Origin of the sequence: Epilithonimonas sp. JDS (genome assembly GCF_021261315.1) — a bacterium.
Lineage (GTDB): Bacteria > Bacteroidota > Bacteroidia > Flavobacteriales > Weeksellaceae > Epilithonimonas.
The window spans coordinates 26543-53281 of sequence record NZ_JAJSAX010000010.1 but is presented as its reverse complement, the minus strand read 5'-3'; the positions used below and the strand labels follow the sequence as shown (position 1 = coordinate 53281).

The 26739-nt window shown below is 38.7% G+C and carries 23 protein-coding genes; 13 read left to right on the top strand and 10 right to left on the bottom strand.

All coding sequences use genetic code 11. The features are described from left to right. Positions 1–105 precede the first annotated feature (105 nt). Together LUD75_RS18320 and LUD75_RS18315 are read left to right on the top strand one after the other, a co-directional pair. On the top strand, positions 106–1500 hold the full coding sequence (locus tag LUD75_RS18320) for a DUF6850 family outer membrane beta-barrel protein (RefSeq protein WP_232707252.1): 1395 nt from the start codon (positions 106–108) through the stop codon (positions 1498–1500). A 2-nt stretch (positions 1501–1502) separates the two neighbouring features. Next, positions 1503–2651: a cytochrome c peroxidase gene (locus LUD75_RS18315; RefSeq protein WP_232707304.1), complete on the top strand. Its 1149-nt coding sequence runs from the start codon at positions 1503–1505 to the stop codon at positions 2649–2651. A gap of 132 nt (positions 2652–2783) precedes the next feature. Here LUD75_RS18315 and LUD75_RS18310 read toward each other — a convergent pair whose 3' ends face one another. From LUD75_RS18310 to LUD75_RS18295, 4 genes are all read right to left on the bottom strand, one after another. Then, the gene (locus tag LUD75_RS18310; RefSeq protein ID WP_232707251.1) at positions 2784–2996 is read right to left on the bottom strand and encodes a hypothetical protein; all 213 of its coding nucleotides are present in this window, start codon (positions 2994–2996) and stop codon (positions 2784–2786) included. Positions 2997–3645: 649 nt separating this feature from the next. Then, positions 3646–5883, bottom strand: coding sequence for a xanthine dehydrogenase family protein molybdopterin-binding subunit (locus LUD75_RS18305; protein ID WP_232707250.1), 2238 nt, complete (start codon positions 5881–5883; stop codon positions 3646–3648). Between the two features lie 20 nt (positions 5884–5903). Continuing rightward, positions 5904–6923, bottom strand: coding sequence for a xanthine dehydrogenase family protein subunit M (locus tag LUD75_RS18300; protein WP_232707249.1), 1020 nt, complete (start codon positions 6921–6923; stop codon positions 5904–5906). After that, positions 6916–7401, bottom strand: a complete 486-nt coding sequence (locus LUD75_RS18295) for a (2Fe-2S)-binding protein (RefSeq protein WP_232707248.1) — start codon at positions 7399–7401, stop codon at positions 6916–6918. The genes LUD75_RS18300 and LUD75_RS18295 overlap by 8 nt, the downstream gene beginning before the upstream one ends. 325 nt (positions 7402–7726) lie before the next feature. Between LUD75_RS18295 and LUD75_RS18290 the strand changes: the two genes are divergently transcribed. From LUD75_RS18290 to moaCB, 10 genes are read left to right on the top strand one after another with little or no spacing between them, the layout of a single operon-like run. Further along, entirely contained in the window at positions 7727–8845 is a 1119-nt protein-coding gene (locus LUD75_RS18290) for an XdhC/CoxI family protein (protein ID WP_232707247.1), read from the top strand. Positions 8846–8856: 11 nt separating this feature from the next. After that, the gene (gene moaA / locus LUD75_RS18285) at positions 8857–9837 is read left to right on the top strand and encodes a GTP 3',8-cyclase MoaA (protein WP_232707246.1); all 981 of its coding nucleotides are present in this window, start codon (positions 8857–8859) and stop codon (positions 9835–9837) included. After that, positions 9838–10434, top strand: a complete 597-nt coding sequence (locus tag LUD75_RS18280) for a nucleotidyltransferase family protein (protein WP_232707245.1) — start codon at positions 9838–9840, stop codon at positions 10432–10434. Further along, complete coding sequence (gene glp, locus LUD75_RS18275; RefSeq protein WP_232707244.1) at positions 10431–11609, top strand: gephyrin-like molybdotransferase Glp; 1179 nt, start codon at positions 10431–10433, stop codon at positions 11607–11609. The genes LUD75_RS18280 and glp overlap by 4 nt, the downstream gene beginning before the upstream one ends. 10 nt (positions 11610–11619) lie before the next feature. Continuing rightward, positions 11620–12354, top strand: coding sequence for a sulfite exporter TauE/SafE family protein (locus LUD75_RS18270; RefSeq protein WP_232707243.1), 735 nt, complete (start codon positions 11620–11622; stop codon positions 12352–12354). Positions 12355–12363: 9 nt separating this feature from the next. After that, on the top strand, positions 12364–12843 hold the full coding sequence (locus LUD75_RS18265) for a molybdopterin-binding protein (protein WP_232707242.1): 480 nt from the start codon (positions 12364–12366) through the stop codon (positions 12841–12843). A 4-nt stretch (positions 12844–12847) separates the two neighbouring features. Then, entirely contained in the window at positions 12848–13078 is a 231-nt protein-coding gene (locus LUD75_RS18260; RefSeq protein WP_232707241.1) for a MoaD/ThiS family protein, read from the top strand. 1 nt (position 13079) lies between these two features. Continuing rightward, the gene (moeB, locus tag LUD75_RS18255; protein ID WP_232707240.1) at positions 13080–14192 is read left to right on the top strand and encodes a molybdopterin-synthase adenylyltransferase MoeB; all 1113 of its coding nucleotides are present in this window, start codon (positions 13080–13082) and stop codon (positions 14190–14192) included. Beyond that, positions 14185–14622 carry a molybdenum cofactor biosynthesis protein MoaE gene (locus LUD75_RS18250; RefSeq protein WP_232707239.1) on the top strand — a complete coding sequence of 146 codons (438 nt, stop codon included), beginning with the start codon at positions 14185–14187 and terminating at the stop codon, positions 14620–14622. Before moeB ends, LUD75_RS18250 begins: the two co-directional genes overlap by 8 nt. 3 nt (positions 14623–14625) lie before the next feature. Then, positions 14626–15534: a bifunctional molybdenum cofactor biosynthesis protein MoaC/MoaB gene (moaCB, locus tag LUD75_RS18245; protein ID WP_232707238.1), complete on the top strand. Its 909-nt coding sequence runs from the start codon at positions 14626–14628 to the stop codon at positions 15532–15534. Here the strand turns inward: moaCB and LUD75_RS18240 are convergent. The 4 genes from LUD75_RS18240 to LUD75_RS18225 form a co-directional block, all read right to left on the bottom strand. Then, positions 15531–16670 (bottom strand): cysteine desulfurase family protein, encoded by a 1140-nt coding sequence (locus LUD75_RS18240; protein ID WP_232707237.1) that lies wholly within the window; start codon positions 16668–16670, stop codon positions 15531–15533. The genes moaCB and LUD75_RS18240 overlap by 4 nt on opposite strands. A gap of 314 nt (positions 16671–16984) precedes the next feature. Further along, positions 16985–19444: a glycoside hydrolase family 3 N-terminal domain-containing protein gene (locus LUD75_RS18235; protein WP_232707236.1), complete on the bottom strand. Its 2460-nt coding sequence runs from the start codon at positions 19442–19444 to the stop codon at positions 16985–16987. A 14-nt stretch (positions 19445–19458) separates the two neighbouring features. Then, positions 19459–20487, bottom strand: a complete 1029-nt coding sequence (locus LUD75_RS18230) for a nucleoside hydrolase (protein WP_232707235.1) — start codon at positions 20485–20487, stop codon at positions 19459–19461. Between the two features lie 213 nt (positions 20488–20700). Then, on the bottom strand, positions 20701–21579 hold the full coding sequence (locus LUD75_RS18225; protein WP_232707234.1) for an alpha/beta hydrolase: 879 nt from the start codon (positions 21577–21579) through the stop codon (positions 20701–20703). A 245-nt stretch (positions 21580–21824) separates the two neighbouring features. Here LUD75_RS18225 and LUD75_RS18220 point away from each other — a divergent pair, with 245 nt between their 5' ends. After that, positions 21825–21992: a hypothetical protein gene (locus tag LUD75_RS18220; protein WP_232707233.1), complete on the top strand. Its 168-nt coding sequence runs from the start codon at positions 21825–21827 to the stop codon at positions 21990–21992. 15 nt (positions 21993–22007) lie between these two features. Here LUD75_RS18220 and LUD75_RS18215 read toward each other — a convergent pair whose 3' ends face one another. Both LUD75_RS18215 and LUD75_RS18210 read right to left on the bottom strand, forming a co-directional pair. Further along, positions 22008–24302, bottom strand: coding sequence for a glycoside hydrolase family 3 N-terminal domain-containing protein (locus LUD75_RS18215; RefSeq protein WP_232707232.1), 2295 nt, complete (start codon positions 24300–24302; stop codon positions 22008–22010). A 10-nt stretch (positions 24303–24312) separates the two neighbouring features. Continuing rightward, the gene (locus LUD75_RS18210) at positions 24313–26580 is read right to left on the bottom strand and encodes a TonB-dependent receptor (protein WP_232707231.1); all 2268 of its coding nucleotides are present in this window, start codon (positions 26578–26580) and stop codon (positions 24313–24315) included. Positions 26581–26739 lie beyond the last annotated feature (159 nt).

Sequence of the window (26739 nt, the reverse complement as noted above, 5' to 3'; positions counted from 1 at the left end):
TTCTTCATTTTTTTTCTTTCTTTAGGTTACACCTTAACTTTTGGACAAGACAGCCTACGGCTATTTCCAAAGATCAGCAATCAATATAATGAGGAAAGAATACAAATGAAAAACTATTACTATAATCCGGCAAATATGTCGGATTATAGTGATTTTTCGATCTCGGAATTTAATGTAAATTATCAGTCAGATAAACTAAAAACCTACCTTAGGCAAATGGGTTCTGGTGACAACGGGATGAGTGTAAAGACCAATTCATACAAGAAATTGAAATCCAATAACGTCGTATGGGGCAATGCCAGATATAGCAATATGACGAGAAAAGACCTTCGGTACAATGAGAATCTGGATTTTGAAAGAATTGCGCCTTACGTCACATTAGATTCTGTCGGCGGCGATATAAATTTAGAAAACTACCACTTCGCGGGAGGTTTTGCAAAAAAGATGAAACGTTATTCTTTTGGCCTTTCCGGAAGTTATGATGCTCAAATGGCGTACAGATCAAGGGATCCACGCCTCAGAAACACGACATCCGACCTGCTACTTTCTGCCGGGATCAATTATAAAGTGTACAGAAATTATCAAGTAGGAATATTTGGTGAATTTAATAAGTATACACAGAATAGTGCGTTGAGCTTTGTGAATGCCGTCAGCTATCCAATTGTTTATCAATCCATTGGATTTGGTTATACTAATTATTTTTTCAACAACAGTTTCAAAACCCAGTTTGAGGAATTTGGTTACAAGATTGGTGGACAGATTTCCAGCAAAAATGGGAAAGACTTTTACATCATCGGAACGCTTTCGAGCTCAAATAATGTAAAAAGTGTATACCCCAAAAATAGCAATCGATATTATGATACCAGTGATCTAGAAAGTAAAATATCTCAAATTGAAGCGGCTAAATTCATTAATTTAAATAATAATCGGATAGGTCTGATACTTAGTTATAATTCTACTATCCGCACGGGTGAAGAATATGGCTACACCAGCAATTCTGACAACACCGAAGTGATCTTCAAAAGAAAAGCCTACAAAAAAGAACATTACACAACGAGCATTAAAGGGCTTTATCAACTCAGTCAAGAAAAATACACTGTAACGGCAATACCATTTCTTTCTTATCAGGAAGTTACAGACCGTAGAATCTATCCTTTTTCTGGTCAAAAATACGACTCTTACACTTTGGGATTGGACTTGGACTTGAAACTAGAGATCAATAAAAATCAGGTTTTGACCTTCCAACCAAATTATGCTTTTCGCAATGTGAATAAGGCCATCAACGCCTTGGACACCAATGTAAGTTCTGGCAAACTGGAATGGATCTATGATGACTTCAGAATCCTGACAAGTGATATCACTACTGTTGGAGCAATGTTGAGATATGATCTCAAAATTCAGAAACTACCCTCTTTCTTTGTAAGTGGACAATGGACCACGACAAGGATCAAAGAAAAAAACAATAATTTTGTCGGCTTTAGTTTAGGTATAACATTTTAATGATGAAGAGATTTTTTCTTGCAATTTTCAGTGCTTTAGTTTTTATATTGTTCAGTTTTACTCCAAAAGTAGGACAAGATCTGATGGACAATCCGGATCCAAGCATCGAGGAGATCGTCAAAAGCTACAAGAAAGCGATCACAGAATGGCCAAAACCAACCATCCACTATGCCGTGACATGGACGGAATTCTCTTCCATCAAAAGAGATTCCTTATATTTCAAAGAGCAGGAACGTCCTGAGGTAATCCTCGGAAAAATGTTATTCTTTGACCCAAAACTTTCAAATTCCAATCAAATCTCCTGCAGCTCTTGCCACGACCCAGAAATGGGATGGACAGACAAAAGACGTGTCGCATTGGGAAATGATCATCTTATGGGAAACAGGAACACAATGTCTCTTTACAATATTGCCGATCGTAAAGCTTTTTTCTGGGACGGGCGAGCCCAATCCTTGGAAGAGCAAGCTTCTGGTCCACTTGGCGCTCATCACGAAATGGCAATGGATGTACAAAAATTACCAAAAAAAATCCAGAAAATCAAGGGCTACTCGATTCTTTTTGAAAACGCTTATGGTGATAAAAAAGTGACCTACGACAAGATCGTAAAAGCGCTTACCGAATTTCAAAAGACCATCAAAAGCCAGCCCAGCAGATTTGACCAATTCATTGATGGAAAATACAATGCGCTTACTGACCAGGAAATCTACGGAATGCACATCTTCCGCACGAAAGCAAGATGCATGAACTGTCACAATGGAAAAAACCTGACTGATGAATCTTTCCACAATATCGGATTGACATATTACAAGAGGGAATACGAAGATCTGGGACTTTATAATGTCACGAAGAAGCCCGAAGATGTTGGGAAATTCAGAACACCACAGCTACGAGACCTTAATCTGACCAGACCTTGGATGCATAATGGTCTGTTTGACCAGTTGGAAGGCATAATAAACATCTATAACAGCGGGATGCATATGATCGACCCAAAGCCTGAGCAAAAATTAAAAGATGCCTACTATCCTGTTACTGATTCTTTGATGCAACCATTAAAACTGACAAAAGATGAAAAATCTGCCTTGATCTCTTTTTTGGAATCTCTAAATGGTACCAAATACAAAATGAGAAGGCCAGAGTTTCCAGTAAAATAAATTATTTCTCCAATTTCATTTAGAAATCTAGAAAAAAAATCTACTCGGTAGAGGTTCGGATGTTAGGTTTTTTACAAGTCATTTCCCAAAGTCAGATTTGAGTAATCAATCTTTGATAAGAATAAAGATGAACTATTGAGATATCCAGACAGTAAACTTTCCATTGCTTGAATAGTTAAGAGAGAGCTCATCAGAATATTTAATTGCTCCCCGAAGTATAAACTCTAAAAAAGCATCCGCTTCCTCACGAATTTCAGGAATGACATACACAGTTTCCGCACTGAGTGCTCCATTAGAATTAGCGATCTGATCTTTCTTATTTTGTATTGCTTCTTCGTGGTTCATAATGTAGGTTATTTAGATCAAATATAGGTATTGTATTTCTCAGATACAAATCCATAAAAACTTTCAATAAGTAAAGTCGGTGCACAAATTAATATATTTCCATATAAAGTTTCATTAAACTTTCAAATCATTTCCAAACGAATATGTGAGCTGAATTAGGCAAAGTTTTTACAGCAATCGATCTAATCACGCCGTTAAAATTGTTTGCTCTAATACCGACCAAGATGTATCATCCCACATACTCAAATAACAATATTCGCCATTGGATATATTTTACAAAAGTCCGTACAATATATACGTTAATACATCTGTAGCAATATTATTAAATGGTGTTGAAGATTTAATGTCACTAAAGGAGTCTAAGAAGTTCCGTTCGAATACCGGACATAATATTTATCGTAGAATCTTTAAATTCTCCAGTGGTATAAAGAACCAGACTTTATTAAAAACAAGAATTAGAACAAATGCTGGAAGCAGATATTCTGAATACTCTTGTTTTTAATGGCAGAAGCTTTATTGATAACATTCGTTTCTAGCAATGATTTGACTAAATTTTAAGTTAGCAAACATCTAAAAGTCGATTAACCAGTCATACACCTAACCACTCTTACTTTGTACTAGAAAAAATAAGAAGTTAATAATCAAAGCTTCAGATTAGTTTTTCGAAATGTACCGGAAGCTCATAGATTCTTTTTCCCGTAGCATGAAAAATTGCGTTTGTTATTGCAGGGGGCATTCCGACACCGCCAATCTCTCCCACGCCTTTTACTCCAAGATCATTGACAAATTCATCATTTTCCTCAACAAACACAACTTGCAGATCATGTATATCAGCATGAACTGGAATATGATACTCACCTAGGTTGGCATTCATATACCTTCCTAAATTATGATCAAGAATAGTTTCTTCGTGAAGTGCTTTGCTAATTCCCCATATCATTCCTCCCAAAATCTGGCTTTCAGCAGTTTTCGGATTAATAATTTTTCCCGCTGCAACAGCTGTTACGGCACGTACTAATTCTATAGTACCAAGTTCTTCGTCGACTTCAACCTCAACAAAAACAGCACTGTGAACAGCTCTCGCTTTTTTCCCGTAGGTTAGTGGATTTGGCATTGCAGAATTGGTTGATTTAATTGCTTTTCCATCATTAGCGTGGAAGACATCACTAATATCCAATTTTTTAGATGCCTCATCTTTTAAAATGATAAAGCCATTTTGGAAGATGGCTTCATTAAACTTAGCATCTTTCAAAAACGAACCTTCGATATCCTTCGCTTTTTTGAATAACTTCTTCTTCAGAGCCTGACAGGCATTTTGGACAGCCGGTCCGACCGTTGCCGTCGTAAAAGATCCACCTTGGATAGGCGCAAAAGGCATTTTGCTGTCAGCATGAGAAAATTTAACATTTTCTATTGGAAGACCAAGTTCATCTGCTGCAATCTGCGTCATAATAGTCAAAGTTCCTGTTCCTATATCAGTTACGGCACTTTTTATCTCTACTTTACCATCTGCTGTCATAATCGCTTCTGCTCTTCCAAAAATTCGATTGGCATCCCAGATTCCAGTGGCCATTCCGTATCCGACTAATTTGTTGCCTCGTTTCATACTTCTTGGTTCCGGATTTCTCTCGCTCCAACCAAATTTTTCAGCACCTTGCAAATAGCAGTTTCTTAATTCTTTGCTTGAATATTCTTTCTCGCTGCTTATATCGATCTCAGAATAATTAATCAACCTCAATTCTAAAGGATCAATTTTTAACTTGTACGCAATTTCGTCCATAGTTACCTCGATGGCATGCATTCCAGTGCTTCCTCCAGGTGCCCGCATATCCAGTGGACTATAAACATCCAACGGCACAATCTCGTGCTCCAGCAAAGTGTTTTCTGCGGGATAAAGCATATTTGACCAGTTGACAACGATTTCTACATAATCTTCAAAACGTGAAGTTTCACCTGTAGCTTTGTGGTAAATGGCATTAACCTTTCCATTCTCATCGGCTCCGAATTTTGTATGTTGCAAGGTTGGTGGTCTGTGCCCGATCATATACATCTGTGCCCGATCCAATGTTACGCGAACATTTCGTTTTAATGCTAACGAAGCCATTACAGCCATAAAAAGCTGATGCTGCGGGCGAAGACCCGAGCCAAAACCGCCGCCTACAAAGGGAGAAATTACCTGAACGTTTTTCATTTTCAAGCCAAAAACATTGGCAACATACATTTGGGAATTGATTGTTCCCTGGGTTTTATCGTATATTTTTAATTTATCTTTTCCTTCATAGATCACGGTCGAAGCATACATTTCCATAGGATTATGATGTTCCGTTCCGTGGGAGAATTGACTGTCGATTTTAACGAAAGAATCTTGATATTCCTTTTCGAAATCACCTGTTGGTTTGGGTGGCGGAGGTTTCAGCATAGAAGCCAGACCTTTTTTCGGCTCACGAGATTGATCCAAATTCGACTTCAGATCTGTTTCGAACATTTCTTCCTCATACACTATATTAATTTTTGTCGCTGCATAACGAGCCATCTCAAAAGTCTCTGCAACGACCAAAGCGATCGGCTGACCATTGTATTTGATCTCATTATCTTTCATCGGTTTGAAAACAGTTCCAGGTGGCGCATCCATATCAGCATACTGGAAATCGAACCAAGCTGTGGAAGGTCTGTTGTCGTGCGTAAAAACCTCGATGATACCTTCCATTTTTTTAACTTCCGATGTATCAATCGATTTTATTTTACCTTTTGTAATCGTGCTATTGACCACATATCCATACAGTAAATCATCTACTTCATATTCTCCTGCATATTTTGCGCTTCCTGTTACTTTGAGATGACCTTCCAGACGACTTACAGGTTTTCCAATTGACGGTATATTTTCCATAAATTTACATTTAATACTAATTATAAAGAAGGTTTTGCCCCTGGACGTTGAGATTTTGGGTTAAGAGACATCAAACAATTTCTGACAATGGCTTTTTTTGCGAGATTAATTTTAAAACTATTGTGTTCGTATCCGACGGCACCATTCAGAATGAGATCTGCTGCTGCTGCAAAATTGTCAGCAATTGGTTCTTTTTTCTTCAAAAATTCTTCCGCTTCCTTTACACGCCAAGGTTTATGAGAAACTCCTCCCATCGCAATTCTGGCTTCTTTGATAAGGCCGTTTTCAAGATCCAAACCTGTTGCCACTGAAACCAATGCAAAAGAATAGGAACTTCTATCTCTTAATTTTAGATATGAATAATTTTCGGAGAATCCTTTTTTTGGAAGGTCAATTCCAGTAATGATTTCACCAACTTTCAAATTATTATCAATTTGTGGTGTGTCACCAGGAAGTCTGTGAAAATCTGAAAATTCAACGTTTCGATCTCCATCTGGGCCCGAGATATTGACCACTGCATCCAATGCTGCAAGTGCTACACACATATCCGAAGGAAAAACAGCAATGCAATTTTCGCTGTGACCCAAGATGGCATGAATACGATTGTAACCATTAATCGCAGAACAACCAGAACCTGGCTCACGCTTGTTGCAAGGTGTGTGAATATCATAAAAATAATAGCATCTCGTTCTTTGCAGAAGATTGCCTCCGTTGGTTGCCATATTCCTGATCTGCGCAGATGCTCCAGCCAAAATAGCTTTTGACAACAATGGATATCTTTCTTCAATCACTGGATGGTAAGCCGTATCTGCATTGCTTTTCAATGCGCCCAAACGAACGCTTCCGTTGGGAAGTTCTTCAAGCTTATCTATATTGGGAATTTTGTTGATGTCAACGACAGTTTCAGCTTCCGTTACGAAATATTTCATCAAATCAATAAGGTTGGTGCCTCCTGCAATAATCTTGTTGTCAGCATTTTCATTAATGATCGAAATAGCATTATTCACATCTATGGCTTTTTGATAGGAAAAATTATTCATAAGATATACCTTGTTTTACCGCCATCACAGCATTAATAATTCCTCTGTTCGCTCCACAACGGCAAAGATTTCCGCTCATCAGGTCCTGAACTTCTTCACGCGTTTCTGCTTTATTTTCATTAATTAAACCTATCGCACTGCAAATTTGCCCAGGCGTACAATAGCCGCATTGGAATGCATCATGATCAATGAAAGCCTGTTGGATCGGATGAAGTTCTCCATTGTTAGCAATGCCTTCAATCGTAGTGATCTCGGTATCTTCCTGCATCACGGCAAGCGTAAGACAGCTTAATTTTCTTTTCCCGTCTATCAGGACGGTGCATGCACCACATTGTCCGTGGTCACAACCTTTTTTGGTTCCGGTCAAATGTATCCTTTCACGGAGCGCATCCAGAAGTGAGACCCAAGGTAATATTTCCAAATGATGGTTATTACCATTCACTTTAAGTGTAACTGACTTTTTTCCATGATTTCCCATACGATGTAATTTGGTATAATGAACGTATTACAAAAAAAGAACCGTTATGCGAACATAATAGTTAATTGGAATCATTATCAATTAAATAAACATTTGGGTCAAGGTATTACCCCAAATCTATTTAAACTAAAAATTACTGTTTTGATAACACCATCAGGAAATTTATACGGATCACTGTTTCGCCGACCATTATTACCGATTTTTAAAACTTAGACCTGTAAATTGTAATATTTATGTAAATTTGAATAGAAAGAATAAATTTAGGCATATTTGTTCCATCGAAAATTTCTAAATTAGATTTGAAAGCAGTTAACGTCAATGTCCAATGAAAGAGATAAATGATATTGTAAAAGCTTACCGAGAAGCAAAAGGCAATGGTTTAAAGACTGCCTTAGCAACGGTCGTGAAGGTTGAAGGTTCCTCTTACCGTCAGCCCGGCGCAAGAATGTTGGTGACAGAAGATGGACAACTTACGGGCGCGATCAGCGGTGGATGTCTGGAAGGTGATGCCTTGAAAAAAGCAGTATTGGCTATTCATCAAAAAAATAACAAACTAATTACTTACGACACCAGCAATCCTGATGACGTAAAATTTGGAGTTCAGCTTGGTTGTAACGGGATTGTCCATATCTTATTTGAATATATTGATGAAAACGCAGCTCAAAATCCAATTTCTCTTTTGGAAAAGACAACGGAAGGCCGGAATGAATCTGTCATTACGACCATATTTTCATTGGAGAAAAAAAATACTCAGATTGGAACCATTGCATCGATCATAAATCAAGAAGTCACATTATTGGATCCTAATACCATTTCAGAAACTGAAGTATTGAACTTTTCTTCACAAGTTTTCGACGGGAAAAAAAATGTGATAAAGAAGGCTTCATCCAATGAAATCCTATTCCAATATATTCCCCCGCAAACCACATTGATCATCGCAGGTGCAGGAAATGACGTTAAACCTTTGGTAGAGACAGCTTCAATCCTTGGTTGGAAAATAATTCTTGCCGATGGAAGAGCTACCCACGCACAAAAAAAGCGGTTCCCAAAAGCGGACGAAGTTCTTCTTGCTACGCCCGAGGAGATCATTAACAAAATTGAAATCGACGAATCAAGCATTTTTGTTTTGATGACGCACAATTACAATTATGATCTGGCATTGCTAAAACTGATCATTTATAAGCCTTTAAAATATGTAGGTCTCTTAGGTCCGAAGACAAAACTTGACAGAATGATAGAAGATATGGCCAGTTCTGGTATGGTGATTGGTAATGAAGAGCTAAATAAACTTTTCGGACCAGTCGGTTTAGATATCGGAGCAGAGACTTCAGAAGAGATTGCCATTTCCATAGTAGCTGAAATACAAGCGGTTTTGAATCAACGAAAAGGTCTTTCTCTGAGAGATAAAAAAGAAAAAATTCATACTGATATTGTCAGTAATTAAATAAAAAAATAATGCTGACCGATCAATTTGGACGAACCCATAATTACCTGCGGATATCTTTGACCGACAATTGCAATCTGCGCTGCTTCTATTGTATGCCGGAGGAAAATTATGATTTCACACCAAATTCAAAACTGATGCAGGTAGATGAGATCGATACCATTGCGAAACTATTTGTGCAGCACGGCGTCAATAAGATCAGGCTCACTGGTGGAGAACCTTTCGTGAGAAAAGATGCTTCAAAGATCATCAGCAATCTTGGAAAATTACAGGTGCAATTGACCTGCACCACAAACGGAATTCGTATTGACGATATGCTTCCTGAAATTATTAAAGCCAATTTCCACAGCATCAATATCAGCCTTGACACTTTGAAGAAAGATAGATTTCTGAAGATCACACGTCGGGATTATTTTGACCGCGTTTTTAGAAATATCGATCTATTACTACAGAATAAAATCAAGACCAAGATCAATGTGGTCGCTATGAAAGGTGTCAATGATGATGAGATCTCGGATTTCATCGCGTTTACTAAAACCAATACTGTGGATATTCGGTTTATCGAATTTATGCCTTTCAGCGGGAACCAATGGAGCAGCAACCAAGTGATGACGCAGATGGAAATTCTGGATATCATTAATGAAAACTATGACTTCATTCCCTTGCCAATTGGTCCGAACGATACCGCAAAAAGCTACAGCATCAAAGGTCACAAAGGAAGTTTTTCCATTATCAGCACAATGAGCGAGCCGTTTTGTAGTGGCTGCAACAGAATAAGACTCACTGCTGACGGAAAATTGAAAAATTGCCTGTTCTCAAAACAGGAAACCGATTTGTTAACACCTTTGCGAAATGGTCAGGATATTTTACCTATCATAGAAAGTACAATCGGGTCTAAGGCAAAAACGCAAGGCGGACAATTGAATGAACAATTTGAAAAGATCAATGCTTCCATCATCGAGAACAGAAGTATGATCACAATCGGTGGATAAATGAAAAATACCGGAATTATATTATTGGCAGCAGGAAATTCGTCAAGAATGGGAACTGCAAAACAGCTTCTCTCCTACCAAGGAAAAATGTTGCTGGACAGAACCATCGATACAGCGCTGGAAGTTTTCAATCAAAATCACATCATCCTGGTGTTAGGTGCCTACCACAATGAGATAGCGTCGAAAATCGAGAATAAAAACATACAGATTTCCATTAACGATAATTGGCAATCTGGAATGGCTTCATCAATTAAGGTTGGACTCGAAGCCTTAATAAAGCTGTTTCCGGATCTGGAGCATTGTTTTATCTCGGTCTGTGATCAGCCTTTTTTGACCAGCGAAATTTTTACGGAGATGTTCCAGCTTAAAGAGAATTCAAACAAAAATATCATCGCAGCTCGGTATTCCGATACAGTAGGTGTTCCTGCCTTATTTTCTAAAAAACATTTTAATGTTTTGATGGAACTTTCAGGTGAGCAAGGTGCGAAGAAAATTATTCAGAGAAGTATGGAAGATGTAGAAACTTTCGAATTTGAAAAAGGCGCTATTGATATTGATACGAAAGTGGATTATGAAAATTTAAAATCAAAAGAATGATCAGTGTACAGAAAGCTCAGGATATCATCAATCAAAATATTCCGAAAAAAAAACATCAGATTCTCCCTTTAAAAGAAACGTTTGGTTACACTACTTCGGAAGATATCTATTCAAAATATAATATCCCAAATTTTTCACAATCTTCAATGGATGGCTATGCAATCCGTTTTGAAGATAAAGATTTAAAGCTGAAAATTGTAGGCGAAATGTCTGCTGGAACTACAGAACCGTTTCATTTAGAAAACTCAACAGCTTGCAGGATTTTCACTGGTGCGCCACTTCCGATTGGTGCAGACACAGTCGTAATGCAGGAGAAAATTAAAATAGAAAATAATGATTATCTGATTATTGAAGATTCTGACCTCGAAAATGGTTTAAATTTAAGAGATGCCGGAAGCGATGCAAAGAAAGATACTGTTGCAGTTAGGAAAGACAGCTATCTTTCAGCTGCAGCCATCGGTTATCTGGCTGGGATTGGATGTACGGAAGTTACAGTTTTTGCACAGCCCTCTGTTTCATTAATTTTAACGGGCAATGAGTTGGTGCAACCAGGAAACGATCTGGAATTCGGTCAGGTTTTCGAATCCAATTCCTATCAGTTGGAAAGTGTCCTGAAGCAATGCGGCATTAATTTGATAGAAAAATTTTGGGTAAAGGATGATCCCCTGGAACTTGAAAAAATCTTGAACTTGGCGATTTCAAAAACCGATATTGTGATCTTGGTTGGCGGCGTGAGCGTAGGCGACTACGATTACGTCATTGATGCTACAAAAAAATGTGGAATTGAACAGGAGTTTCATAAGATCAGACAAAAACCAGGAAAACCGTTTTATTTTGGAACCAAAGATGAAAAACTGGTCTTTGGATTACCGGGAAATCCATCGTCGGCACTGACTTGTTTTTATTTGTACATCGCACCTTTGCTTTCAAAAGTAATGAAGCGTCCGACAATAACTGAAAAAATCAACGCAACTGCGACATCTGCCTACAAGAAAAAAACAGGTCTTACACATTTTCTCAAAGCAACATACGCTGACGGAAAAGTCACGCCACTACGCGCGCAGGAATCGTACCGTCTGCAATCCTTTGCAGAAGCCAATTCTCTGATGATTTTGCCGGAAAATGCAGAAGGTTGTGATAAGGATGAAGTTGTTGAGATCATATTATTAAAGTAAAGACCGAGGAATGAATGTAGAAATATTTTATTTAATTTTATTTGTCATCGCAGCTTTGTATGCGGCAGTCGGACACGGCGGTGCAAGCGGCTATCTGGCTTTGATGGCCTTGTACGGCGTAGCTCCTAAAGAGATGAAACCGACCGCTCTCGTTTTGAATTTGTTCGTGTCATTGACCGCTTTTATACAGTATTACAGAGGCGGGCATTTTAAACTTCGAACCTTTATTCCGATTGCAATTGCGTCTATTCCACTTGCTTTTGTTGGCGGAATGATCCATATCGAAGACCATTTGTACAAACGGATCTTAGGTGTCCTTTTACTTTTCCCTGTCATCAGATTTTTCTTCTTCAAAAGTCCGGAAGACAGCGAACTCAAGGATCCTCAAATCTATCTATCATTAATATTCGGAGGAATTATCGGTTTACTTTCGGGGATGATAGGCATTGGGGGCGGAATTTTACTCTCGCCGGTTCTGATTCTATTAAAATGGACCAATCAAAAACAAACAGCAGCCATCAGTGCAGCCTTTATTTTTGTCAATTCTGTAGCAGGATTAGGCGGAATGTTCACCAAAGAGATTGCCTTTACAAATGATATGTGGATGTACATTGTTTGTGCTTTTGCTGGTGGATTATTAGGTTCTTACCTGGCATCCAAAAAACTAAATCAAAACGGATTGAAATATGTCCTCGCAGTCGTACTTTTGATGGCTTCTTACAAATTAATATCTAGCACAATCTAAAAAATGAAAATGAAAAATTTTATATTACTACTATCTTTTCTTTTCACTATTCTAAGCTTTGCCCAATCTAAAAGCTTTGAGATCATTGATCCTGACAATCAAAAAACAATAGTAACAGCTGCGGATCTATCAAAATATTCAAAACATACGATCGATAGCCTTCAGATTACCAATCATTTGAAAGAGTACCGTTCGACGATCAAGAATGTGAAAGGAGTTTTGCTTCGAGACGTTCTTTCCAAAATTTCATTTAAGGAGAAATCGCCAAAGGTTTTAAGCGAATATTACATTGTTTGCGTTGCGGAAGACGGTTATAAAGTGGTTTTTTCCTGGAACGAGATCTTCAATTCTCCCGTTGGTGACAGCGTTCTCATCATTCCCGAAATTGAAGGCAGATCAAAAGATGGTATCTCTACCTTGTCGCCAACAGATTTTGCGACAGGAAGACGTTATGTCAAAATGCTGAAAACGATTCAACTTAAAAAATAGATTAATGGCCAATATTAAGATCATAAGCTTTGGAAGATTGAAAGAAATTTTAGGTTCTGATTTTGAATTGGAAGCTGAAAACTCTGATGAATTGCTGAATCAGCTTAATGAGAAATTTCCTCAGCTGGAAGATTTAAAACTGAGGATTGCGGTCAATCAAAAGATTATTTCAGAAAATACGGATTTAAAAAATAACGACGTGGTAGCTTTGATGCCACCCTATTCAGGCGGATAATATGATGTTGAATTTGGAACGATACGACAGACAGATCAAACTCCAGGGTTTTGGGATTGAAGCTCAGGAAAAATTGACTATAGCAAAGGTTCTTGTGATCGGTGCTGGTGGTTTGGGATGTCCTCTTCTTCAATATCTGACTGCAGCAGGTGTTGGAAATATTGGTATTGTAGATGATGATCGAGTTTCGCTCAGCAATTTGCATAGACAGATCCTTTACGCAACGAGTGACATCGGGAAGCTCAAGACCGAAGCTGCATTTGAAAGGCTTAGTTCAATGAATCCTGAAATTCAAATCAATATAATTTCGGAGAGAATTAGTACAAATAATGCCATTCAGATTTTATCTGATTATGATTTCGTAATTGATTGCACGGATAATTTCCCGACACGTTATTTGCTAGATGATGTCTGCAGAATCTTGAAAAAACCTTTGATATTCGGGGCGATCTATCAGTATGAAGGTCAAGTCGCTGTTTTCAATGTTGAAGATAAGAAAGGATCTTCAACGCATTATAGAGATCTTTTTCCTCAACCGCCAAAACCCGGAGAAGTTCCGGATTGTAATGATGCTGGTGTTATTGGCGTTTTGCCCGGAATTATCGGAACGTTGCAGGCTACAGAAGCGATCAAGCTAATCACAGGAATCGGAGAAGCATTGATCAATAGATTAATGACCATCAATGTTCTGGATTATCAAACTGCCATTTTCGAAATACCTGCGGAGAATATGACGAACAAAAGTATTCCTTCTTCGATAACGGAATTTGAGAAGATGGATTATGAAGTTCACTGCGGAATAAAGCAAATTGGAATTAAAAATATTTCTCCTGCAGAATTTAATTTAATTTCAAAAGATCCAGAAACCACCATCATTGATGTACGTGAGATCAATGAATATCCCAAGCTTGGGATTCCCTATTTATCGATACCTTTATCTCAATTAAAAGAGAATTCAACACAAATTCAGCACAAGAATGTCATTGTAGTTTGCCAGTCAGGTAAGAGAAGTCTTGCAGGTGCGCAAGTTTTACAGGAAATTCTTGGTTCTGATTACAACATCAGCCATTTGGAAGGTGGCATCAATCAATTAAATCAAAAGATCAATGAGTAAGATCAAAAACATATTTCAGCATTCACCCATATCGCCGTTGTTTATCGCAGAAAGTATCACAAAACATTCTTCGAAGACGGAAATTGGTGCACATCAGATCTTCTTAGGACAGATCCGTGCTGATAAAATTGATGGTAAAACGGTAAAAGCAATTGAGTACACAGCTTATGAAGATTTAGTATTGAATCAAATGACAGCGATCCGAGAAGAGATCTTTGCGAAATATGACATCACTTGTATGCATATCCATCACAGTCTTGGTGTTGTGAATGCTGGGGAAATTTGTTTGTTTGTATTCACTTCTTCCAAGCATAGAAAAGAGGCTACTTTGGCCTGTAATGAAGTGGTGGAACGCATTAAGAACGAACTTCCGATTTGGGGCAAAGAGATCTTTGAGGACGAAACACATCAATGGAAAATAAACCAATAAGCAATGGTAGATATTACTTTTAAAACTTTCACACTTAGAAAAGCGATCGCTGCGGCGACAATCAAAACTTCAAATATCTCAACTGTAGAAGCCGTGAAGAATGGAACTGTCCCAAAAGGCAACATTTTGGAATTTGCAAGAGCTTCTGCTTTGTTGGCAATCAAAAAAACGAGCGATGTGATTCCCGATTGTCATCCGTTGCCGGTTGAATTTGCTTCCATCAATTACGAAATGAATGATTTGAACATCAATATCACTGTTGAAGTTCATACCATTTACAAGACCGGTGTCGAAGTAGAAGCGATGCATGGCGCATCTGTTGCGGCTTTGGTGATCTATGATATGTTGAAACCTATCGATAAAAATGTCGAGATCTCCAATATTAAATTGTTGGAAAAGCAGGGTGGAAAAAGCAATCAGAAAAATATGGAGACTGAAAATTTGAAAGCTGCAGTTGTGGTTTGCAGTGATTCTGTTTCGCAAGGAATTAAAGAAGATACTTCAGGTAAATTCTTGGTCGAGTCTCTTAACAATCAAGGAATCAATCATATTGACTACTCTATTGTTCCTGATGATATTCTGGACATTCGTCAACAAATTGAATTGCATAAAAGCAAAGGCTGTGATCTGCTGTTGTTTACAGGCGGAACAGGTTTGTCCAATCGTGATGTGACGCCGGAAGCTGTGCAGCCATTCATCACAAAGGAAATTCCGGGCATCATGGAAACTGCCAGAAATTATGGACAAGACCGCGTGAAAACATCGATGCTTTCCAGAGGAATTGCTGGTTTTTCTGATGATATGCTGATTTTAACTTTGCCTGGATCCGCATGCGCTGTGAAGGAATATGTACAAGCCTTATTCCCGCAGATTTTGCACGTTTTTTCAGTGAAGAACGGAGATAGTCATTAACTTTCTTTGCGTAGTTGAAGCACTATTTTTTCGATTTTTTCTGTCGCCATTTCAATCTCCGATCTGGTCGTAAACTTACCTAAACTAAATCTAATTGAAGAAAGTGCATCCAGATCACTCATTCCCATTGCCTTCAAAACGTGGGATGGTTTGGATGTTGTCGCATTGCAAGCCGAACCGCTTGATACACAGATATTTCCAAATGATAAAATCATCTGCTCGGAATTTACATCAGAAAAGCAAATATTTGACGTGTTGAAGATGCGTTTGTCTCTATCTCCGTTGATGGATGTGTTAGGAATTTTTAATAGCGAATTTTCGAGGTTATCTCTTAGTCCTTTAATTTTTCGTGAATCTGCGGCCATTTCTTCCATTGCTATTTCCGCTGCCTTTCCCATTCCGATGATTCCTGGAACATTCAAAGTGCCGCTTCGCAAATTAAATTGTTGACCTCCTCCGTGAATTTGAGGATCTATATATTTTTTAATTTCGGAAGAAATATATAATGCACCAACCCCTTTCGGACCATAAAATTTGTGCGCCGAAAAAGCCATCAGGTCAATCCCAAGATCTTTGACATTTACCGGAATTTTGCCCACAGCCTGCGTGGCATCACAGAAAACAAGACAATTTTTATCGTGAGCGATTTTGATAATTTTTTTGATTGGCTGGATGACGCCTGTTTCATTATTGACAAACATTACACAAACCAATAATGTTTTATCAGTGATCGCGTTTTTCAAATCATCCAGGTTGATCAATCCATCTCTTCCTACATCGAGATAAGTTACAGACAATCCTTGCTGTTCTATATTTTGACAAGTGTCTAAAACTGCCTTGTGTTCGGTTTTGAAAGTGATGATATGATTTTTACCATTCACTTTCTCAATTCCTTTAATAGCTTGATTGACGGCTTCCGTAGCGCCGGATGTATAGATGATTTCTTTTGGATTTGCCGAAATTAATTCTGCGATTTGTTCACCAGCTTCATCAATTGCCTCTTTCACAGTGAGTCCAAACAAATGAGAACTTCCCGAATTGGCAAACAGAGAATTAAAATAAGGAAGCATCGCATCGACAACTCGTTGGTCAACAGGCGTTGTAGCATTGTAATCCAAGTAAAGAAAATCAGTCATAGTATCGAAAATAGAACAATTACAAGTTAGATATTTTTTTTACAATATTACCAGATTGATGAGTTAAATGATACTGCAATAAATAAAAAAATTGAGTCATCTATATTTCTGATTGAGTGAGTTGGATTTTATAGTAGAGATATAATGAAATAATAAGAAAGATTATTGCAAGTGATCAAAATCTTGATAACATTATAAACATCCTTCAAAAATCGACTTTAAAACATAACTTTCGATTTCATAAACAGCAAATGGCGCCATTTAAACTAAAATAGCGCCATTTTTATGTAACTTTTTTTTCTACAACAAATTTTTTAAGGTTTCAAATCTTCAAACTGTTTATCAGCCGGGAAAACATGCTGTACTTTTTCCACTAGTAATTCTTTTGGCAGCGAGAAATCTGCAGTTTGTTTAATGTCTAACGAAGAGGCACCGACAGAAACCTTATAATTTCCTGCTTCCGCAACCCAAGCGGATTTTGAGGTAATGTAAGAAGCCAAAAATTTCGGATTTAAAGTCAAGGTGATGGTTTGAGATTCTCCCGGTTTCAAATCTTTGGTTTTGGCGTAGGCTTTCAACTCAGATTTTGGTTTATCGATGGATTGGTTGGGTGCAGAAAGGTATAATTCCACTACCTCTTTTCCTGCTACTTTTCCAGTATTCTTTACTTCAACCGTTACTTCTAATTTATTATTGAAAGTTTTAGAGTTCAGTTTTAAATTGCTGTAAGCAAAATCCGTGTACGACTTACCGAAACCAAATTCATAAGACGGTTTCACATTGAATGTATTGAAATAACGGTACCCAACATAAACGCCTTCTTCATACGTCACTTCTTTTGGATTATCCGCAGGAATTCCCGGGAAATTCTTTGCTGATGCGTGGTCGGAATAATTGACTGGGAAAGTCATTGTCAGCTTTCCTGAAGGATTTACTTTTCCGGAAACGACGTCAGCTACGGAATGTCCGCCTTCCTGACCTGGTTGCCAAGCCAATAGAATTGCATCCACTTTATCTTTCCACGAAGCCGTTTCGATAACACCACCGATGTTTAAAATCACCACCACTTTTTTTCCTTTTGCGTGGAATGCTTTGGAGATTTTGTCCAGCATTTCGATTTCTTCCGTTGCCAGATTGAAATCTTCGTTCACCACTCTATCGCCGCCTTCTCCTGAGTTTCTTCCTAAAGTTACGAAAGCGATTTCAGAAGTTTCAGCTTTTTTAGCCAGGAAAGCGTCGTCCATTTTCATTTCAGCCAGTCTTCCCGGAAGTGCTAAAATGCCTCTTGCTTTTCGGCTTTCTTTTTCGGCAGTTGATTCTTTTTCTGCAAATGGTTTATATAAATCAACCAATTCTTTATCTAATTTGTAGCCTGCAGAATTTAAACCCTCCAACAAAGAAACCGTGTGTTTATTGTTCACACTTCCGCTGCCTGTTCCGCCTGTAATCCAGGCATAAGAAGTCACTCCGAATAACGAAACTTCTTTCTGTTTATCGGCAAATGGCAATGCATTTTTTTCATTTTTAAGCAAAACCATTCCTTCGGTTGCCGCGTTTCTCGTTACCTCTGCGTGTTCAACTAAGTTAGGTTTGTCGCTGTATTTGTAATGTGCGAAGGTTGGTGTTTTGAAAATATATTCCAAGATTCTTTTCGCATTCAGGTTTGCCACTTCCTGAGATAATTTACCGGTATTTAAAGCTTCCAACAACACTTTTTTCTGCGCCGGAATTCCTGGCATTAACAGGTCATTTCCTGCATTCATTTGTTTGACAACATCAGAAAGTCCGCCGTCTTTAATCGATTCAAATCCCGGGAAACCTCCGAACCAGTCGGTCATTACAATTCCTTTAAAACCCCATTCATTTCTTAAAACCTGAGTCAGTAAATCTTTAGAATCTGACGTGTAAACGCCGTTCAGTTTATTATAAGATGACATTACCGTCCAGGGCTGAGATTCTTTAACGGTAATTTCAAAATTTCTCAAATACAATTCTCTCATTGCTCTTTCGGAAACGTGAGCGTTGATGGTCAAACGGTTGGTTTCCTCGTTATTCGCAGCAAAATGTTTGATGGAAGTTCCAACATCTTGCGACTGAATTCCGTTCACAATCGCAGCTGCAGTTTTTCCTGAAATTAATGGGTCTTCAGAATAATATTCGAAATTTCTTCCGTTCAATGGATTTCTCTGAATGTTGAGAGCCGGAGCCAAAAGTACATCTACTCCATACTCCTTCACTTCATTTCCCATTGCTTTTCCAACTTTTTCCAGCAAATCTTTATTCCAGGTCGAAGCCAGAGCGGTACCAACTGGAAATGCCGTTGCATAATACGTTTTTGAGTCGTTATCTCTCGTTGGCTGAATTCTCAAACCAGCTGGTCCATCCGCAACAATCGTCGCCGGAATTCCAAATCTGTTAAAAGAATCTGTTCCACCTGCTGCTCCTGGAACCAAACCTTGTTTTGAATCTCCGACAGGACCTGTCAGCACTTCGATTCCGGGCATTCCGGTTCCGATTAATAGATTGACCTTTTCTTCGTTGGTCATTTGCTTGATGATGGCATCAATTCTCTTGTCAACAGAAAGACGTGTGTCTTCCCAAACATCTAACTTCCCGTTGTCGTTGGAATCTTTAAATGTTTTTCCGTCAACCGTTACCGTTTTATTTTTAGTCTGAGCATTCGAAAACGGCGATGCAGCCAATAAAGCCAGGAATAATCCTGAATATTTTGCTTTCTGAGAAAGTCCTATCAGCGTTGATATATTCTTCTGCATAATTATATATTTTTTTACTTTTTGTTATTGAATAATTTTAGTTTTGAGTAGAAATCTTCGAACATCAGTCGAGTGTCGAGTTGGGTGTAGACTCTGATGTTTCTTCGTTTCGGATTGTCTTCGTAAAGTCCGCTGTCATTGATTTTAGGAGCATTTTTAATGACATAAGAACTTGATGACGGGTCGGCTTCAAATGATGATTGTAAAGCTGTCAGCAAAACCAACGGTGAATCTCCCATTATGTAAGTTTCACCGATTTTCAGATTGAATTTCTGAACCATTTCCATTAAATCCTCGATTTTCTTGGTTAGATAAGCTCCTGTTTTTCCTTCTGGTTTTACTTTCGTTACGAGTTCTGCGTAAGACATCAAAGTTTGTCGATAGGTATTCCTCGGAATCTGCCAAATGTTTAAATTCGATTCATTGAAAACAATCTGCGCTGCTTTGATATCGATTCCAAGATTGTATTCTAAAGGCGTGTAACCAGGAGGTGGCGTTGCCAAATCGGGATATTCCGGACCTCCAATCCAAACGACAACAATTTTGTCAGCGATTTTTGGTTCGATTAAATAAGCGCTCGCCACTTCCGTCAAACCTGCGCCGCAAACGATGAACAAAGGATTTTTTTCATCTGCTTTCATCGCTTCTGCAACAATGGCTTTTGCACCTTCGGAAATATTGGGTGTTTTCAAATCTTTCAATGGGTCATTTGAACCCTGGAAAACGAAAAATTTGTTTTTAAGATTCATTGCTTCCAAAGTTTCATTGACTTTCTTGACTGCGTTTTCAGCAGTAACATTAGATTTATCAAACGGGTCTCCTGGTTTCAAATGGGAACCGATAATTCCTTTAATTTCTGTCGAAGGCGAAAGAATCTGATGAACGAGCTGAAACAATCCGTCCGGATCGCCGCCAAAATCATTGTCGACGATGACACGATAGCGGGGTTTTACGTATTTATCCATTTCTGAAATCACGGGAGACGACTGCGCGGACACAGCAATTGCCGCGAAAAAAGAAACGATATTAAAAAATGATTTCATTGTTTTAGGTTGAACCACAAAAGGCACAAAAGTTTTTTTTGACCGTAAAGTTTGAACACTAAACTTTTTAAAGAGCATTAAAGCTTTTGAAAATCTTTGATTTTCAGCTAATGTGTTCTTTTATTTTCAAAGTTTTTAAACTTAAATCTGATGTGACTAATGTGTCAAAAGAATTTTGTGCCTTTTGTGGTTTATATTTTGAGTTTAAATATTTTATAAAAACTTGTGGAATTTCAGCCAGTCTAAATACACATCAGACCATTTGTCAACAGGCAGATTCTGTTTTCCCATTCCGAAGCCGTGACCGCCTTTTTCGTAGATGTGAAGTTCGGTGGGCTGTCCTGCTTCAAGCCATTTATTGTACAACAGAACTGATTTCGGAGCGAGTTTTAATTGGTCATCACTTGCTGCACAAATAAACATTGGAAGAGATGCTTTTGGAATTTCCGTATCTAAAATCTCCTGACTTGGTCCGCCATAAATCGAAGCTGCGAAATTCGGTAAGGTTGAAGCATCTTTGCTGTGAAGAACGCTTTCCAAAATCACACTTGCCCCGGCAGAAAATCCAATAACTCCTAATTTTTCAGGATTAATGTTCAATTCTTTTGCGTGGGTTCTGATGTAGGAAATTGCGGTTTTGATGTCCTCGCCTGCCATCACTTTGATAGGAGCTGTATTTGCATCAAATGCTTTTCGGTCTTTGATGTTTTCCATCATTTCTTTGGCCGGGTCGTTGGATTTTGTTTCCAATAATCTGTATTTTAAAACGACTGCCGTGATTCCGTTTTCTGCTAATTTTTTGGCGACGTCAATTCCTTCCCGGTTGATGGATAAACTTTGGAAACCCCCACCCGGAGCAACAACGATTACCGTTCCGTTCGCTTTTGTTTTATCGGCTTCGAACAATAACATTGAAGGTTGCGCTACATTGAAAACGACTTCGGTTTTGAACAATTCATTGAATTGCTGTGCTTCTTTCTGCGTCCAGTTTTCTGTTCCTGGCGCTTTTCCTTTGTATAATGGAATTGATTTTTGAGCGTTGATGGTTGTTAAACCTGCAATAAATAAACTTGCTATGATTAATTTTTTCATTTTGATTGATTTTAATTTTTAATCCCGAAGTTTCGGGACTAAGGTTTTTTTGATTATTAAACTGTTTTTAAGTTCGCAAAGGCGTTCTACTCATCTAAGACAAACAATTAGATAACAGTTAGTTTGTCATTCCGTAGGAATCTAAGCTCAGTATTTTAAATATCATTGTTGAGATTCCTACGGAATGACAAAAATGCCGTTGACTTATCTCAATAATTTTAACAGCGAATCTCACGCAGCCCGACTTGAGTGGAGCTCTTTTTGTTATTGCGATTGCTGAAAAGTTCAACTTGTTGACTCAGTTTCTTCGCAATGACAAAAAAGCGGGAACGGAAGGCGGAAAAGCTGCCCAAAATATTCTAGTAAAAAGAAATGAGACCGAACATAATGCCCGGTCTCAAGACATCAATTAACCTATTTATGATGAACTATTGCTTATGATATTTTTGAGTTCTGGCATCTTTAATCACGCCAGACCAGTTCATTCCGTACCCGAAATCGTAGTTGTGACCTTCGGAATCTTTGTGCGTTTCCATATCGTAAGGAACGTCTTCTTTCTGCTTTTCAACCGTCGCCATATTTGCGGGCATCTGAAGCGGAAGCAATCCTGAAGGTTCGTATTTTCCGGTCACGATGTCCACAACTGCCTGATTTGATACGTTGAAATTCATCAGAATTGCATCTGCGTGTTTTTCGAATTCATTAAAAATCATCGGCTTGGAAGCGGTGATAGAAACGATGACAGGTTTTCCGTTCATTGCTTTGTAAGCGTTTTCTATCGCTAACAAATCTGTGAAATTGGTCGCTGTAGACGTTTTGTTTTTGAAGGTTCTGTCGTGTACATTGGGTGCAACAACAGGGTCTCCCGCTGCGATACTTTTTTCACGGGCTTCGGTTGCCGTGTACGTTTGGTATTGAAGAGAAATCGGGACATAACCGTTTCCGCCCTCTTTGGCATCAACATCGCTGTAACCACCCTCTTCACTGTGCGGACTTTTCACAAAAACCAATGCAAAATCAGCTTTCGCAGGGTCATCGGTCACATTAAAATGCTGCTTCAATTTTTCAATATCCACAGGATATTCCAAAGATGGTCCGGTGTAAATTCCCCACCAGTTGAACGTTGCCGGAGAATATCGCTTCGGAATGTAAGCCGTTTTTCTTTCTTTGATGGGAAGAATATTGGCTTTGTTTTTCAGCATCACGATTGATTTTACCTGAGCTTCGTAACCCGCTTTCATAAATTCAGGATTTCCAACGATTTTTTTGGTTTCTTCTGTGTTTACATAAGGATTTTCGAACAATCCGGTTCTGAAGAAATTTCTCAACAGACGAACCGCAGACTGCTCAAATTTTGCACGGTATGTCTTTTCGCCGTGTTCTTTTACACCCATTTGATAGGCTTCCAAAACAGGTGCTTTGTCATTGTTTCCTCCAAATTGGTCAACGCCAGCTTCCAAAACTTTGTAATGACGTTCTGCGATGGATAGTTTCTCTGCGCCCCAAGGTTTTCCGGCAAATCCTCCTGGAGATTTTGGTTCGTCTGCCGTGATAAGCCAATCGGTGCAAACTACGCCGTCGTATTTGTATTTTCCACGCAGTAAATCGGTGATTAGATATTTGCTGTAACCGTTTCCAACGTTTTCGCCGTTTTTCGTATCCTGATTGAAACTAATTGTATAATAAGGCATTACCGCAGAAGCTTCTTTTGTTCCACCGTTAAGTTTAAAAGCACCTTCCGTAAAAGGTTTTACGTGGTTCTGAAAATTATTTCCCGGATAAACTGCGTACTTTCCCATCGCCCAGTGACCGTCGCGACCGCCTTCCTCAGGTCCGCCGCCCGGCCAATGTTTGACCATTGCATTCACACTTTTGCTTCCCCAACCGTTTTTGCTTCCGATAGTAGTTTGAAATCCGTCGATGTAACCTCTTCCCAAATCTGCGGTCAACTCAGGACTTTCCGAAAAAACATAAGCGATTCTGTACCAACGTGGTTCTGTTCCCAAATCGATTTGAGGCGATAAAGCCGTTGAAATTCCTAACGCTCTATATTCCTGCGCGGCGATGTTTCCGAATTTCTTCACCAATTCCGGGTCGAAAGTTGCGCCCATTGCCAAACCGTCAGGCCAAAGGGAGATTTGTCCGCCAGCTCCTTCATTGAATTCTGCCGTTACCGTTGCCGAATGTCTCGGGTCCGTACTGTTGTTGGCAGGAATTCCCAATCCTAAACCTTCGATGTAAGCCTGAATATTATTGCTCCATTTTGCTGCAATTTCCGGAGATTCTACTGTCGTTACCAAGACGTGACGAAGATTATCGTCCTTTAAAAATTTCTTCTGCTGGTCTGTTAAATCGAAAGCTTTGGCGCCACTTTCTATGTAGAACATTCCGTTATATTTTCCTGCTCTGAAACCTTCTGCAGGTGCCGGAACCGATTGATGACCGCTGTACAACATCAATCCTGCAATCTGTTCCACCGACATTTTTGAAGCTAAATCTTTGGCTCTTTCGTCAACCGGAAGTCTCCAGTCTTCATATTTGTCAAGCTTTCCGTTTTTGTTTAAATCTTTGAATTTATTTCCGCCAACTGTCAGGATTTTAACGCCAGAATCTGCAGAATACCCCAAAACCGGACCTTTGGAATTGGTCACGGTCTGAATGTTTTGTGCAAACGCTGTTAGTCCTAAAAATAATGCGGCAACATTTAAAACTGTTTTTTTCATTATTAAAATTTTAGAAATTAAAGCTTACAGAAAACTGACCTGTCAATGGCATAATGTAAGTTCCCGTCAACAGTTTTCCATAGTATGGATTGGCATCGGTAATCAGTTCGGCACCGTTGATGGTTCCGCTTGCTCCTCTTTGGTTTAGGAAGTTGATAACGGTTGCGCCAAGGTTGATGTTTTTGTTCACCGTATAACTTACCCCACCGAAAGTTTCCCATCTTGGAGCGAAGTAAAGTGCATTCGTAAGATTCGCATATTGTCTTGAGAAATATCTGAAACTTGCCCAGAATCTCCATTTGTCAATCGTATAGCTTGGGTCGATTTCCATTAATACCTTAGCCACTCCCAAAACATTGTTGTCGTTGTAATCGTAAGCTGTTCCGAAAGCATTGAAATTGAATTTCTTGTAAACAGGATTCTGCAAAGTCAATAGGTAATGAAGATTAAATCCTTTGAAAGGTTTTACCACAAAATCGGTTGTCCATCCAATGGTCTGAATATCATAGTAAACCGTAACGTTTTGAGCCTGAGTCGTATTCGCTGGATTGACCAAGTTATATCTGTTCAGGTTGTTGTTCTTTTTAAGATAAGTCGCCTGAGAAATCAACTGAATATAATCTGTGTTCCAGAAAATTCCCAACGCTCCCAATGGACTTTTTATTTTATTGGTATTCGGTTCAAAAGCCTGAGAATAACTTTCCAGTCTTCTGTTTTCCTCGGTATATAAAGCGTTTGCGATAACACCAAAGTTTTTGCTGATGTTGTAAGTAGCATTCAAACTACCACCAATCTGGAAAAAGCTTTGATTGATTTGGTTGAATTGTGAAGGGTCTGTGAAATTGAAACCAACAGTTCTTGGTGTCAAAGAATATTCTCCATTAATACTGTGATTTTTCAAATGCAAACCATAGCTTAAATTAAAATCATCAGAAACTTTCCACTCATCTGTTCCATAAACTGAAACTTTGTTTTCTGACCCACTGTGGAATTCGCCACCTGCATTATAATTGTAGAAACCATCCGCATCAGTCGTTGGACCAATCAATCTTTGAGGTTGCGGTTCAACAGTTTGGAAGAAGAACGACCTGTTCGAAGTAAATTTATCAATGTTATAATATTGTTCTAAAACGCCAAACGTCACATTGTGATTTCCTATTTGTTTGTTCAGTGAAAAACGTCCTGCAATATTGGTAATCGGTGTTGAAGGGGTGTGCATTGCCAGCTGCGTTCCCACTGCTCCGGTGTAAGCCTGACCTGTTGAAGCAATCGTGTAGCCCGAAGCCGCATCAGCATTGAAAATACTTAAAGGAATGATGTTGGAAGATTTCGCGGTAGCAAAGTGTGCTCTCGTTGAGAATTTGAAATTCCAGCCGTTGTTCAGCAAATAATTACCGAAAATATCGATGTTGTGAGATGTATTTCTGCTGTCATTTCCGTCCATATTGGCCCAATAGGTTTGTCCGGAAAAGATGTCTTTCATTTTGATTTGTCCGTCTCTTACCACGTAAGAATCTCTACCAATTCTGAAATTGTCGAGCTCGGTTACTTTACCTTCCGGTCCGTATTGGAAAACGGCGTAATTGGTAATGCTGTAAGAATCTGCGTATTTGTATTGAATCGAGATTTTTCCTTTATCATCATTAAAATATTTGGTAACACCTGCTCTGAAAATCTTTGTTTCATCTACATTTCTTGTAAAACCCAATTTATAAGTGCTCGGGTCGAAGTTGGCAAAAGCGCCAATGGTGTACGTCCAGCCATTTTTAGAAATTGGTCCGGAAACATTCACGTCACCCTGTAGCCAACCGAAAGTACTCGTTGTGAACTTTCCTTTTAATTTAAAATCTTTAGTTCCGGTTTGAGAATAAGAGTTTACTGCAAAACCAAGGTCGCCCATTGTGTTTGCTAGTTGGTCCATTTTCAATAATCCGGTTTTTTCCAAGCCTACACTCTGTCTCCAGGTTTTGTTGGGAAGTTCAGGCCAGAAGAAATAAACGGCAGGCAAATCGTTTTCAAGAATGGTAATTCCACCGACTGTTGATGGCAAACCGATATTCACGTCTCTTGGACTCGTGTTGTTGGCTGCGTTCAACATTACGTTTCTGTTGTTGTCTTCTTTGGAAGACGCAGTCACAGTTTTTACGCCTTCTTCATTTTTTGCAGCAGCATTGATAGCGCTTTTCACTGCAAGACTGTCAGTCTTTTCCTGTCCAAAAACTGTGGCGAAGGAAAGCATCAGTCCGAGAGCTGAAATTTTAGTTAAAGATTTTCTCATTTCCAGTTATATATATTTTAATTTTCTTCAGCTTTTAATATCCATTCAATCATCATATTCGATTATTGATACAGATAATCCTGTTGTAATTATCGCCAATAATATTGTTGTCTAATTGAATATAACCTTCAACATTTGTTTGAAACGGCAATTTATTCC

Coding starts and splice junctions, on each gene's coding strand:
- moeB (WP_232707240.1), top strand. CDS start 13,080: ATGATGTTGAATTTGGAACGATACGACAGACAGATCAAACTCCAGGGT.
- LUD75_RS18310 (WP_232707251.1), bottom strand. CDS start 2,996: ATGAACCACGAAGAAGCAATACAAAATAAGAAAGATCAGATCGCTAAT.
- LUD75_RS18260 (WP_232707241.1), top strand. CDS start 12,848: ATGGCCAATATTAAGATCATAAGCTTTGGAAGATTGAAAGAAATTTTA.
- LUD75_RS18280 (WP_232707245.1), top strand. CDS start 9,838: ATGAAAAATACCGGAATTATATTATTGGCAGCAGGAAATTCGTCAAGA.
- LUD75_RS18215 (WP_232707232.1), bottom strand. CDS start 24,302: ATGAAAAAAACAGTTTTAAATGTTGCCGCATTATTTTTAGGACTAACA.
- LUD75_RS18235 (WP_232707236.1), bottom strand. CDS start 19,444: ATGCAGAAGAATATATCAACGCTGATAGGACTTTCTCAGAAAGCAAAA.
- LUD75_RS18210 (WP_232707231.1), bottom strand. CDS start 26,580: ATGAGAAAATCTTTAACTAAAATTTCAGCTCTCGGACTGATGCTTTCC.
- moaA (WP_232707246.1), top strand. CDS start 8,857: ATGCTGACCGATCAATTTGGACGAACCCATAATTACCTGCGGATATCT.
- LUD75_RS18225 (WP_232707234.1), bottom strand. CDS start 21,579: ATGAAAAAATTAATCATAGCAAGTTTATTTATTGCAGGTTTAACAACC.
- LUD75_RS18240 (WP_232707237.1), bottom strand. CDS start 16,670: ATGACTGATTTTCTTTACTTGGATTACAATGCTACAACGCCTGTTGAC.
- LUD75_RS18270 (WP_232707243.1), top strand. CDS start 11,620: ATGAATGTAGAAATATTTTATTTAATTTTATTTGTCATCGCAGCTTTG.
- LUD75_RS18320 (WP_232707252.1), top strand. CDS start 106: ATGAAAAACTATTACTATAATCCGGCAAATATGTCGGATTATAGTGAT.
- LUD75_RS18300 (WP_232707249.1), bottom strand. CDS start 6,923: ATGAATAATTTTTCCTATCAAAAAGCCATAGATGTGAATAATGCTATT.
- glp (WP_232707244.1), top strand. CDS start 10,431: ATGATCAGTGTACAGAAAGCTCAGGATATCATCAATCAAAATATTCCG.
- LUD75_RS18315 (WP_232707304.1), top strand. CDS start 1,503: ATGAAGAGATTTTTTCTTGCAATTTTCAGTGCTTTAGTTTTTATATTG.
- moaCB (WP_232707238.1), top strand. CDS start 14,626: ATGGTAGATATTACTTTTAAAACTTTCACACTTAGAAAAGCGATCGCT.
- LUD75_RS18295 (WP_232707248.1), bottom strand. CDS start 7,401: ATGGGAAATCATGGAAAAAAGTCAGTTACACTTAAAGTGAATGGTAAT.
- LUD75_RS18250 (WP_232707239.1), top strand. CDS start 14,185: ATGAGTAAGATCAAAAACATATTTCAGCATTCACCCATATCGCCGTTG.
- LUD75_RS18305 (WP_232707250.1), bottom strand. CDS start 5,883: ATGGAAAATATACCGTCAATTGGAAAACCTGTAAGTCGTCTGGAAGGT.
- LUD75_RS18230 (WP_232707235.1), bottom strand. CDS start 20,487: ATGAAATCATTTTTTAATATCGTTTCTTTTTTCGCGGCAATTGCTGTG.
- LUD75_RS18265 (WP_232707242.1), top strand. CDS start 12,364: ATGAAAAATTTTATATTACTACTATCTTTTCTTTTCACTATTCTAAGC.
- LUD75_RS18290 (WP_232707247.1), top strand. CDS start 7,727: ATGAAAGAGATAAATGATATTGTAAAAGCTTACCGAGAAGCAAAAGGC.